The 12,322-nt window shown below is 42.3% G+C and carries 9 protein-coding genes; 1 reads left to right on the top strand and 8 read right to left on the bottom strand.

Annotated elements, in window-relative coordinates; genetic code table 11:
* Nucleotides 1-61 precede the first annotated feature (61 nt).
* From yicI to IGI72_RS06165, 4 genes are all read right to left on the bottom strand, one after another.
* Nucleotides 62-2,344, bottom strand: a complete 2,283-nt coding sequence (yicI, locus tag IGI72_RS06180; RefSeq protein ID WP_438753459.1) for an alpha-xylosidase — start codon at nucleotides 2,342-2,344, stop codon at nucleotides 62-64.
* Nucleotides 2,345-2,356: 12 nt separating this feature from the next.
* Entirely contained in the window at nucleotides 2,357-3,232 is an 876-nt protein-coding gene (locus IGI72_RS06175; RefSeq protein ID WP_008378845.1) for a carbohydrate ABC transporter permease, read from the bottom strand.
* Nucleotides 3,229-4,095 carry a carbohydrate ABC transporter permease gene (locus IGI72_RS06170; protein WP_008378847.1) on the bottom strand — a complete coding sequence of 289 codons (867 nt, stop codon included), beginning with the start codon at nucleotides 4,093-4,095 and terminating at the stop codon, nucleotides 3,229-3,231. The genes IGI72_RS06175 and IGI72_RS06170 overlap by 4 nt, the downstream gene beginning before the upstream one ends.
* 71 nt (nucleotides 4,096-4,166) lie before the next feature.
* Nucleotides 4,167-5,441 (bottom strand): ABC transporter substrate-binding protein, encoded by a 1,275-nt coding sequence (locus IGI72_RS06165; protein WP_438753455.1) that lies wholly within the window; start codon nucleotides 5,439-5,441, stop codon nucleotides 4,167-4,169.
* Nucleotides 5,442-5,558: 117 nt separating this feature from the next.
* Here IGI72_RS06165 and IGI72_RS06160 point away from each other — a divergent pair, with 117 nt between their 5' ends.
* Nucleotides 5,559-6,506: an AraC family transcriptional regulator gene (locus IGI72_RS06160; RefSeq protein ID WP_016608166.1), complete on the top strand. Its 948-nt coding sequence runs from the start codon at nucleotides 5,559-5,561 to the stop codon at nucleotides 6,504-6,506.
* Between the two features lie 80 nt (nucleotides 6,507-6,586).
* Here IGI72_RS06160 and IGI72_RS06155 read toward each other — a convergent pair whose 3' ends face one another.
* The 4 genes from IGI72_RS06155 to IGI72_RS06140 all read right to left on the bottom strand — a co-directional run bounded on the left by IGI72_RS06155 (nucleotide 6,587) and on the right by IGI72_RS06140 (nucleotide 12,128).
* Nucleotides 6,587-8,014, bottom strand: coding sequence for a 6-phospho-beta-glucosidase (locus tag IGI72_RS06155; RefSeq protein ID WP_438753452.1), 1,428 nt, complete (start codon nucleotides 8,012-8,014; stop codon nucleotides 6,587-6,589).
* A gap of 16 nt (nucleotides 8,015-8,030) precedes the next feature.
* The gene (locus IGI72_RS06150; RefSeq protein ID WP_332282773.1) at nucleotides 8,031-9,902 is read right to left on the bottom strand and encodes a beta-glucoside-specific PTS transporter subunit IIABC; all 1,872 of its coding nucleotides are present in this window, start codon (nucleotides 9,900-9,902) and stop codon (nucleotides 8,031-8,033) included.
* Nucleotides 9,903-10,017: 115 nt separating this feature from the next.
* Nucleotides 10,018-10,854, bottom strand: coding sequence for a BglG family transcription antiterminator LicT (licT, locus tag IGI72_RS06145; RefSeq protein WP_010747835.1), 837 nt, complete (start codon nucleotides 10,852-10,854; stop codon nucleotides 10,018-10,020).
* A 227-nt stretch (nucleotides 10,855-11,081) separates the two neighbouring features.
* Nucleotides 11,082-12,128, bottom strand: coding sequence for a hypothetical protein (locus IGI72_RS06140; protein WP_175496474.1), 1,047 nt, complete (start codon nucleotides 12,126-12,128; stop codon nucleotides 11,082-11,084).
* Between the last annotated feature and the right edge of the window lie 194 nt (nucleotides 12,129-12,322).

The raw sequence follows: 12,322 nt of genomic DNA, 5'->3' as shown, positions 1-12,322 counted from the left end.
TCACTACAAAAAACCTACCGTCCTTGATAGATACCCATCAAGAACGGTAGGTTTTGTTTCCCTATTCAAAGACGGTCATTTCTTGTCCGTCCATAGTGATCAAGCTGCCAAATGGATGTCGTTGGGCATTTGCAAAGCTTCGATTGCGAAACAGCACCTGAACCTTTCCCAACCCTTCCATACAAATTCGATAACCGCTTCCTTCTGGTTCAATAGAAATTGTTCCAGCTAGCATGCCCTGCTGATCACAGACTTCAGCAGAAACTGCTTCCGTTATTTCAAAGGCATGAACGATCAGGTTTTTGGTGTAGTCATAGGCGGCGGTCTGTTCAACGCTTCCTTCAACGATCAGTGAATTCGGTCGTACCATCAACGGTAGATGGAAATAGTCATAGCGTTCTTCCCACCATTTTTGGCCTTCATAGCGTTTGTTGTCTAAATAATTTGTCCAAGTTCCAGCTGGCAGATAGAACGGAACCCTTCCTTGCTCATTAAAAATCGGCGCAACTAGTAAGCGATCCCCCAGCATATACTGCTTATCAATGGCATAAACCGTCTGATCCTCTGGGAACTCTAGCATCAATGGACGCATCAGGGGAATGCCCGTTTTTGCAGTGGCTGCTGCTTGACGATAAATATAAGGCATTAGGCGGTTTTTCAATTTTGAAAAAGATTGACTGACATTTGCTGCTTCTTCTCCAAAATTCCATGGTACCCGATATTCAACATTGCCATGGTAACGACTGTGGGTCGACAATAAACCAAATTGCGTCCAACGTTTATACAGGTCGGGGGGCGCTTGTTCTTCAAACCCGCCGATATCATGGCTCCAAAATCCAAAACCAGATAAGACAAAGGATAAGCCACCACGGAGAGACTCTGCCATCGAAGAATATTCAGATAAATTGTCGCCTCCCCAATGGACAGGAAATTTTTGGGAACCGACAGAAGCAGAACGGGCAAAAAGAACGGCTTGATTTTCCCGCATTTCCGCCAGCAGTTCAAAGACGGTTTCATTGTATAGATAGGCGTAATAATTGTGCATTTTTTTCGGATCTGATCCGTCATAATAGACGGCATCTTCAGGGATCCGCTCACCGAAGTCCGTCTTAAAGGAATCAACACCTAATTCAATCAATTCCTTTAAGCGATCTTTATACCATTGACGAGCCTCTGGATTGGTAAAATCAATGATCCCTTGTCCAGCTTGCCAAAGATCCCACTGCCAGACTTCACCTGCTTGGTTCTTAATAAAGTACCCTTTCTCTTTGCATTCTTGATATACAGAGGCTTTTTGCCCAATGTAAGGGTTGATCCATAAACTGACTTTTAATCCTTTCTCATGGATTTTCTTTAGTAATCCTTTCGGATCAGGAAACAATTCGTCATTCCATTCAAACCCACACCATTCAAATTCCTTCATCCAGAAACAATCAAAATGAAAGACATCAAAAGGAATATCACGAGCTTGCATTTCATCGATAAAGTGCATCACTGTTTCTTCACTATAATCAGTCGTAAATGAAGTGGATAGCCATAAGCCAAAAGACCATGCTGGCGGTAAGGCGGGTTTTCCTGTCATGTCGGTGTACTTTTCTAGAATGGCTTTCATATCTGGTCCATAGATGATGTAATAGTCCAGACGCTGCCCCTCGACACTGAATTGCGTGCGGGAAACGTTCTCAGAAGCCACTTCAAAGGAAACCGCTTCGGGATGATCAACAAAAATACCGTAGCCTTTATTCGTTAAATAAAACGGAATATTTTTGTATGCCTGCTCGCTACCCGTACCACCGTCTTGATTCCAAATATCAACGGTTTGACCGTTCTTGATAAAAGGAGTGAACCGTTCCCCTAATCCGTAAACAAGTTCATAAGGATCTAACGAAAGCTGTTCTCGCATATACTGCTTGCCATCATTTCCCGAAATTTTAGCCTGTGCTTTAGGCATGGAAGAAGTCAACAAGCTACCTTCTCCGAAAAAGTCGATTTTAAAAGCCGCTTGTTTAGGGACTTTCGCTTCCAATGATCCAGATTTGAAGATATACATGTCTTCGTTATCGGTATCGATCTTCACGTCTGCCGGTTGAGTATCTAGTGCAAACGACGGGGCCTGCATCGTCTGGTCATGATGCACTAAGCTGACTTTGATTACATCGTTTTGCGGAGTCGAAAACGTGAGTGTGGTTAAACCAAGGTTTAAGGTATCGCCACGCCGCTGAATCTCTTGATAGGGCAGATAAAGGGTCAATTGCTCCTTTTCTACCTTATGATCATAAGCAATTCGGGGATGCTCAAGTTGGACGCCTTCTTTTGCCAGCCAATAGCCATTTGTAAATTTCATCTTCTTTTCCTCCTACTTTACTGCACCATCTGAGATGCCTTTCACTACATGTTTTTGCAAGGCAATAAACAAGAGAATGATTGGCAGAACAACGATCACCAGAGCGGCTAGCGCTAAATGCCATTGCTTGTTAAATTCGCCGAAGAAATAAAACATCCGCAAGGGAATCGTATACATTCCGGCTTTATTAATACTTAATGAAGGCAATAAATAGTCATTCCAAAACCACAATGTATTCAAAACAATCACCGTTACCGTCGTTGGTTTCAACAAAGGCAATATTACTTTCCAATAAATCTGAAAGGTATTCGCCCCGTCAATGATCGCTGCTTCATCCAGCGATCGTGGAATGCCTCTTAACGCACCATAATACAAAAAAGTCGACATACTGACAGCCAATCCCAAGTACATTATCATTAGACCCGGCTGATTTAACAAATTCATTCGTCCAAAAAGAGAAATCAGTGGAATCATGATCCCTTGAAAAGGGATCAGCAAGCCGATGGCAACAACAAAATAGAGGACTGAACTTAAGCGGCTGGTATTTCTCGATAAAGCGTATGCTGCCATTGAAGAAACAAAAACCACCAAGATCAAAGAACCGACAGTAATCAACAATGAATTCATTAAACTTCTGATGAAATCCAGTTTTTCTAACGCCTCTTGATAATTCTCAAAAGACAATCCGCCAGGCAGCGACAACGTACTCTGAAAGATCTCTGCTTTTGTTTTAAATGAATTGATCACGATCAAGAAAAACGGATAAAACCATAAGCACGCAAGTAAAAGACCACTTACGATCAGCAGACTGTGCTGCAGCTTTTTTTTCTTCTGCCGTCTACTTTTTGTATTCCCCTTTTTAGTAGAGGAGTGACGAGTCTCGATCATGCGCTGATCTCCTTTCTGCGGGTAATTGAGATTTGAATAATGGAAATAATGACAATGATCACCAGAAATATCATCGCTTTTGACTGAGCAAAGCCCATTTTTCTCATTGAAAAAGCTTCATTGTAAATATTCATGGCTGCCATCTGAGTCGAATTGAACGGTCCGCCCTGTGTCAACGCCAAGTTTTGATCATAGATTTTAAAGGCATTTGACAGCGTCAAAAACAATGTTACGGTAAACGCGGGCATCAGCATGGGTAGTTTGATTCGGAAAAAGACTTGTAGCGGATTGGCGCCGTCCATATCTGCTGCTTCTAAAATTTCTTCTGGAATATTATTTAGAAACGAAATATAGATCAACATCATATACCCGCTCATCTGCCAGACGAACAAGATAACCAAACCCCAAAAGCCTGTTTCTGGTGTATTCAACCAGCCATTAAAAAAATTGATCCCAGTCAAATCGGCGATACTCTCGAATGCTTTGTTAAAAATAAATTGCCATATAAATCCTAGTATGATCCCACCAATTAAGTTCGGCATGAAAAAGACGGTCCGAAATAGAGTGGTCCAGCGTCCCAGTTTTTGCGTGACTAAAGTTGCTAACAACAGCGCGATGACATTGATCAAGATCACACTGTAAACAGAAAATTTCGCCGTGAACAACAAGCTGTTAATGAACGCCTGATCTTTAAAAGCGCGCAAGTAGTTTTCCAATCCGATAAAGTCGCTGATCGTATTGCCGTTCCAGTTGGTCAGTGAGTAATATCCCCCTGTAAATAAAGGAATAAACAGAACGACCAATAATGCGACGAATGCCGGTGCTAGCAGCAGCCAAAATGATTTTGAACGATTTGTTAACATACAGCTCCTCCTATGATTTCCTTGATTTTACCTATCCTGCGCGCATCACTGCAGGATAGGCATCACTTTGGTTATTGACGTTCTTGCACCCAGCTGCTTTTCAGCTGATCAGTAAACTCAGTCCATGAGATTTGATCGGCTGCATAAGCCTGGAACTGAACCCCAAAAATATTTTGTCCGTATCCATCTGGATAAGAGTTATGGACCCAAGGAACCGTTTGGCCATTCGTTAAATACGTATAAATGTCATTGGACAACGGATCAGAAATATCGTCACTGGAGAAGTTCGTATAAGCTGGAATAAACTCAAAATCATCGATGATCGCGGTCATCGCCTCTTCATCGGTATACATCCATGTCAAAAATTGTATGGAGGCATCGATCACTTCTTGTTCCTTATCTTTGTTGACACCCCAATACCAAGCTGGTCCGGCTACGATTTTGCTGCCGTCTCCCACTTGCATTGGGACGATCGCTAATTTTTCTTTTGCAAATGTATCATCCAAGCTATTTAATGTAGGAACGATCCAATTGCCTTTATGAATGATGGCAACCTTCTCACTGGCAAATAACTCTTCGACTGACGTGCTGTAATCCATTGATTCTAACGGTTGAGCATTGTATTGGATCGCCAGATCAGCGTAGTCTTTCAGTTGTGCCTCATAAGTTAAATGAAGCTCTTTGGCTTCCAGTGTTTCTTTCAAGCTATCATTAAATTCAGGTGCAAAAAAGTTCGAACTGAATTGACTGGAAACCCATGTTTCACCGCCGCTGAAGCCGAATACACCGTCTAATCCTAACTCTTCTTTCTTACTATCTAACGTTTCTACTGCCTCCTTAAAATCGGCAAATGTTTCAATCGCTTCACTATCGATTCCCACTTGCTGAAACAGCTCTTTATTGATCAGCCAACCGTAGCCTTCGATATTCATCGGCAAGCCGTAAACTGTCTCATTCAGTGTTGCCCCTTCCAACGTTCCCTCAATTGCTTTTTGAGCTAATTCTGTATCCCCAAGGTCATATAACTTGTGTTCCCATGTTTGCGTATCTGCTAGTCCCCCCAGCATAAAAATGTCCGGTTCATCACCAGATGAAAATTTTGATTGGAGAGCCGCTGTGGCGTCCGTTCCTCCACCTACAGTAGTCATATTGATTTTTATGTCCTCATGGCTTTCTTCAAAAGCCGCAACCAATCGATCCATCTGTTCTGCAGTCTCTGTCTTGATGTTAAAAACTTCTAGTGTTACACTACCATCATCTGAGGTACCGCTTCCAGAATTTCCGCAACCAGCAATTCCGATCACACTTAACATAGTAGCAGCCGTCAACAAAATTCTCTTTTTCATCATTGTTCCCTCCTCAATCAATTCGATCACAAATTGATTATATTGATATTTCGGCCCTTCTGTAATCGTTATCTTAACCGAAATACCTTGTAATATTGATGAAAATGGAGGAGACAGATGGTAACCCAACCCTATATTTTTACGCCAAACCCTAGTGAATATGATATTGATACTTCTTTAAAAGAGATCACAGAACATGGTGACAGCTTGTTTCCAGTCAGTGTTTATTTGACAAATCATCCTGCTGATCAAGCAAATATGATCCACACCCATTGGCATCGCGAGCTTGAGATCCTATATATTTTTCGAGGAAAGATGGAAATAAAGGTCGAAGGTGTTTCTTATATCGCTAAAGAAGGCGAGCTTGTATTTATCCCTGCCAATCAGCTACATGAGGCATTAAATTATCAGCAAACAGCTTGTACCTTCTTTGCTATCGTCTTTGACGCGACCTTTATTGAGAGCCGCGTCTCTGATTTGATCCAGCAGTCCTATCTGGACCCGTTGCTCCATTCCGCGGATCAGCAAGCGATTCACATCACAAGTGATTTCGTTTCTCATATGAACATTCAACAGGCATTGACTCATATTATAGATTTATTTGCATTAAAGGAACCATTGTATGAGCTGGCGATCAAAGCGGAACTCTTTTTATTTATTAAATATCTTTGTCAAAATAGCCAATACATTAATCGCAATAAGAAACCTATCGACAGTAAAAGCAAACTCAATACGTACAAATGCAAGAAAATCCTACTTTTTATTGAAGAAAATTATCAACGCCCAGTGACACTTGAGGAAATCAGTCAATATATTGGCTATAGCAAAGAACATTTCTGCCGTTTTTTTAAAAGAAATTTCCAGATGAGCTTTTTTACCTATCTAAATAAGTTCCGCATCAAAAAAGCGGAGTATCTCTTACTCCATACGGATTTAAAAATCATCGAAATCGCATTGGAAACTGGGTTTGATGATCCGAATTACTTTACGACACTTTTCAAAAGGGAGACCGCTTTGACCCCTTCCAACTATCGCAAACGACCGAGCAACACCACGAGTTTATAATTCTGAAAATCAATAAAACAAGGGTATCCGCTAGTTGAAAAAGCGGAACACCCTTGTTTACTTTTTATAAATGAACTAGCTTAAGCCAAATCTTCCCCATTTGAGGCAATCACTTTTTTGTACCAATAAAAGGATTGCTTTTTGCTGCGGGCTAATGTGCCATTGCCTTCATTGTCGCGATCGACATAGATATAGCCATAGCGTTTCTTCATTTCTCCGGTTCCTGCAGAAACCAAATCGATACAGCCCCATGAAGTATAGCCCAACAGTTCAACACCGTCTTGGTCAATGGCTTCTTTCATCGCAGCGATATGCGCACGTAAATAGTCGATGCGATACACATCATTGATTTTTCCATCTTCGTTTGGTGTATCCACCGCTCCTAGACCATTTTCGACGATGAAAAGCGGTTTTTGGTAACGATCATAAAGATCATTCATCGTGATCCGCAAACCAAGCGGATCAATCTGCCAGCCCCATTCCGACGCTTCTAAATACGGGTTTTTAATGGTCGGGAACAAGTTGCCTTCCGTTTTTTCAACACCGGAATCTTCTGAAGCAGCGACCCGAGAGGCATAGTAAGAAAAGGAAATAAAATCGACGGTATGGGCTTTTAATAAAGCCGTATCTTCGGCGGTTTGCTCCAAAGTGATTCCTTTTTCCGCTAGCATCTTCAAACCATAATTTGGATATTCTCCTCGCGATTGCACATCGATAAAGAAATAGTTGCCGCGATCGCTTTTTTTGCTTTCCCAGACATCTTTCGGATTGCAGCTGTAAGGATAATAACTAGCCGCTGCCAGCATACAGCCTACTTTGTTTTCTGGATCGATCTCGTGGGCGATTTTTGTTGCCAACGCACTAGCGACTAACTCATGATGAGCAGCTTGGTATTTGATTTGTTCTTCATTTTCGCCCTCAGCAAAGGTCAGCCCTGCACCGAGAAACGGGGCATGCAAGATCATATTGATTTCATTAAAGGTCAGCCAGTACTTCACCAATCCTTTGTAGCGAGTGAAGATCGCCCGACAAAGGTTTTCGTAAAAGGCAATCATCTTACGGTTGCGCCAACCGCCATATTCTTTGATCAGATGGATCGGACAGTCAAAATGCGTGATCGTCACCAAAGGTTCGATTTGGTATTTGCGACATTCTAAAAACAGTTCTTCATAAAAGCGCAAGCCTTCTTCATTAGGGGTTTCTTCGTCGCCCTTCGGAAAAATTCTTGACCAAGCAATCGATAAACGATAGGTTTTAAAGCCCATCTCCGCAAATAAGGCGATATCTTCTTTGAAATGATGGTACATATCAATCGCTTCTTTTGCTGGATAGAAATACCCTTCTTCAAAGGTAAGCATCTCACGCTTGCCGGTAATGACTGCTCGTCGGTCCTTGCCAGTCGGAATCACATCGACATTGGCAAGTCCACGCCCCCCTTGATCAAAACCGCCTTCACATTGATTGGCGGCTGTAGCGCCGCCCCATAAAAAGTTTTCTGGAAATCCCATGTCTTATTCTCCTTTTTTAGCCGATCACTTTGATGATTTGATCGCCAAACGTAATCGGACCACTGTTTGCCGTCAAAATGTCGCCCACTTCTGCACTGTTGGTGATAACGATCGGCGTGATCACTGGATAACCTTTTTCTTTGATAAACTCGATATCAAACGTAATCAAAGGATCGCCAACTGTCACTTTTTGTCCTTTTTCTACTTGATAGGCATAGCCTTCGCCATTCAATTGCACTGTATCGATCCCCACGTGAATCAGCAGCTCAATGCCTTCCTCACTGGTCAATCCAATGGCATGTTTGGAATCAAAGACTGCTGTGACAGTCCCGTTGACTGGTGCTAGCACTTCTCCAACGGTTGGCTCGATCGCTACCCCTTGTCCAAGAATTTCTTCTGAAAACATGCCGTCATTGACTGCTTGCAGGCTTTTTAGTTCCCCTTTTAAAGGTGCTTTGATCTCCGCGCCGCTGATTTGATGGGTTGGTTCTTGTTCTTTGTCAGCTGGTGTTGCTTCAGGTGCTTCTTCTGTGACAGGGTCTTTGTATAAGAATAATGTCGCAATAAATGTGACCACGATACTGATTGCCGCACCGATACAGGCATTGGTCAAATGACGTAAGGTGTCATCGCCGATATAGCTTGGCAAAGTCAATAGACCTGGGGAGCCGCCTGAGAAATTACGGACACGCATGATTCCCATAAACAGACCCCCAAATCCGCCACCGATCATTGCTGCATACAAAGGTGTTTTAAACCGTAAGTTGACCCCATACAACGCTGGTTCAGTGATGCCGAATAGACCTGTCAGACCTGCAGAAAATGCCAATTGTTTGATCGTAGAATCTTTTGATTTGAAACCAACGCCGATAGCTGCAGCTCCCTGACTGACGTTTGAAGCCAGCATGCCAGGATAGATCACTGTATCATAACCTGTGGTCATTCGGTTGTTGATACCGATAGGAACCAATCCATAGTGGGTACCCGTTGCCACGAACAATGGGGTGAAGGCACCGATCAATAACGGAACGATCCATGGGCTGACCGTTTCTAAGGCTTGGATCCCTGCGGAAATCGCTTCACTGATCATATAGCCTAGAGGACCTAAAACAACTAATGCTACCGTCCCTACGACGAAGATCGTCAGCAACGGTTTGCTAAAGAATTTGATTGCTTTTGGTGAGACCTTATCAGCAATCGGTTCAACGTAAGACATGAACCAGACACTTAAGATGATGGGGATCACCGATGATGAATAGGTGACTGGTGAAATCGGCAAACCGAACAAATGGATACCGCCACCTGACTCATTGACTGCTGTCACCATACCGATGAAGTTGGGATGCAGTAAAATTCCACCCACCATCATCGCCAGATACATGTTGGCTTTGAACTTTTGCGCAGAAGAAGCAGCCAGTAGAATCGGTAAGAAGTAGAACGCAGCATCTGCCATAAAGTTTAGGATTTGGTAACTTTGACTTTCTGCCGTCAAGACATTGAAGACCACCAGCAACGAAAGGACCGCTTTTAACATCCCAGCTGCCGTGATGGCTGGCAAGATCGGGGTGAAGATCCCAGTGATCGTATCGATAATTTTCGCCACACGTCCCCGATCGTCTTCTTCTGTTTCTTGATCACTAGTCAAATTGGTTTGGGCAGTGATTTCGTTGTAGACATTGCCAACATCACTGCCGATGATCACTTGGTACTGTCCGCCTTTGTTGACCACACCCATGATGCCTGGTGTATGTTTTAAGGTACTTTCTTGTGGTTTGCTGTCATCTTTCAAGTTGAAGCGCAAGCGGGTCGCACAATGGGTCAAGCTTTGGATATTTTCTTCCCCACCAACATTGGTGATGATCGTTTTTGCTAACTCTTTGTAATTCATGTCGTTCCTCCTATTTTGGTCCTTCGTTTGCTTTTCGTGTGTCAAAACATAAAAAAATACCTAAACGAACCCCTTGGAGTTCATTTAGGTATAGCCTGCCAATCCAGTAACAATCCTAAGCACTTGTTATTCGTTTGATGTGTATAGTTAAATAGATCAATTCGTCTTCTTCTAACGGTCTACCGAACTCTTTGTTGATGTAGTCGCTGATTTTCAGCGCACACGCATATTCCTTCATATAGCGGTCTTTCAACATAAAAATAAAACTGCCGGTTCCTGCATCATCGAGCTTTGTTCCGCTGAATAAGCGCTGGACAAAAAATTTCAAATGGGTCACAAAGCGTTCGTAGTTCAATGAATACTCATCAAGCTCCATTGAAAAATGATATTTGACGATGTTTAGGATATGCTGAATGATCTTCGCCATTTCCGATACTTGACTGACCTGCGCCATATCCAACTCCGCATTGACGATGTGCAATGCAATGAAGCCGGCTTCATCTTCTGGCAGCTCGATCGCCAAGCGATTTTTGATAATCGATAACGCTTCTTTGCCAATGAGGTATTCATGGTTATAAAACCGCTTGATTTCCCATAGCAAGGCATTTTTGATTTCCATGCCATTTTGATAGCGCTCGATAGCATAATTGATATGATCGGTCAGCGTCAGAAACAATTTTTCGCTCAATTTTTTCCCAAGGGAAACTTTTGCAAAACTGATGATCTCATTCGCTGCTTGAATATGTTCGATAGGGATAGAAGAAAGTAATTGGGTTAGTTTTGTGACATTCCACTCTTGTGTACTGAGATAGACTTTTTCAATCTTGGTATCGTCGATCACATCGCCTGGCTTTTTCTTAAAGCCTAAGCCTTTGCCCATGACGACCAATTCTTGTTTTTCCTCATTCTCAGAAATCACAATGTTGTTATTGATCACTTTTGTTACGTTCATTTTAACGACCCTATTCTTCTTTAGATTTCTTCACACAAAAAAATAGGTATAGCCCGCCTAAAGCGGTAACAATCCTCAGAGCCAGTGTAGCATGAGAAAAATCACTCGTCAATGGGGATTTTTAACCGCTTGTTTAAAAGCAGAAAACAGCGCTGCTGCCATTTGAGTCTTTGGCAGAACGCTGTTCAATGGTTTATGGATCACTAACTCTCTTTGTGAGAGGTGAATTAGATACGATTTTCGTGGTCAGCAGTTTTGACTAAGTTTGCACCCACCATACCACCGATTGACGTAAGAACGAGTCCTAGGACCATTGCCACAAAGCCCCAAATGGATGCTTTGGCTGTTGCATCACTTGCTTCTTCCGCTTTTTGACGAGCGTCTTCCACTGCTTGGTCAATGTCTTGTTTGGCTTGTTCAAGATTTTGTTGTGCATTTTCGATTTGTTTTTGCGCTTCATCAGAAGCATCTTGCAAACCAGTGACAATGTTATTGGTTGCTTCTTCTGCTTCTTGTTGGTTTAAATCAGTATTTTGAGCGACCGCATTTGAAATTGCTTCTTCATCCACTGAATCACCGATCGTTGTAGCACGATCTTGTAATTTGCTTGCTAAATCATCAATGATTTTATCAGCATCATTTGGATTGGTTGCAATGTCTTTGCCGGCATCTTTGATGTCGTTTGTCGCATCAGACAATTGATTTTGCAAGTAGTCTGGTTGCAATTCAGGAACATCGGTATCTTGTAAAACATCATTGACGTTCGCTTGTAATTCATCTGTATTGACGTCTTCCATGTTTCCTGTTATTTCATCGAAGGCTTTTGAAGCGACATCGCCAGCACCAGAGGCCACTGTTTCAACACCACTGCCGACAGCAGAAGCAACGTTTCCTAAAAGTGAACCGACTACAGAAAAAGCACCGATCGTTAAGTAAGAGAGCATAACCATCATCACGATCATACTTGTTGCCCATGTTAAGAAACCATGAACCAATCCGACACGTCGAGCAGCAACACCAGAAACAAAACCAGCACCGAATAATGCCAAGACGAAGGTAATCACTGTCCAAATCAATAATCCTGTCCCGACACCATCTAATGGGTTATTAGAGGTTGGTTCCACCATACCAAAACCGATTGCTGAGCCAATCATTGACAGTGTCATGAACAATGCGATAAATGTTACAACTCCTGCAAAGATAGACCCCCAAGACAAATTATAGCCTGCCTCCCGCTCATCTGAACCTAAATAATTTCTAAATCCTCTTTTCATCATTACATCCCCTTTTTGTTTTTTTAACCTGAATTAAGTCTAACAACTGATTGTTTTTTTATCAATCAACTCGACTTGTGCTATCTTTTTGTAAGAAAAATGAATGATTCTGAATTGTTTGACTATTTATTAAAATAATGCCTCTCAAGGCAATTGTTTTTTATCTGGGGAAAGCTATTTCATCCCCTGCGTTA

It is taken from the genome of Enterococcus sp. DIV1059_2, assembly GCF_051713685.1.
Taxonomy (GTDB): domain Bacteria; phylum Bacillota; class Bacilli; order Lactobacillales; family Enterococcaceae; genus Enterococcus_D; species Enterococcus_D casseliflavus.
The sequence above is the reverse complement of the archived record's forward strand: the minus strand, read 5'-3'. Positions and strand labels throughout refer to the sequence as shown.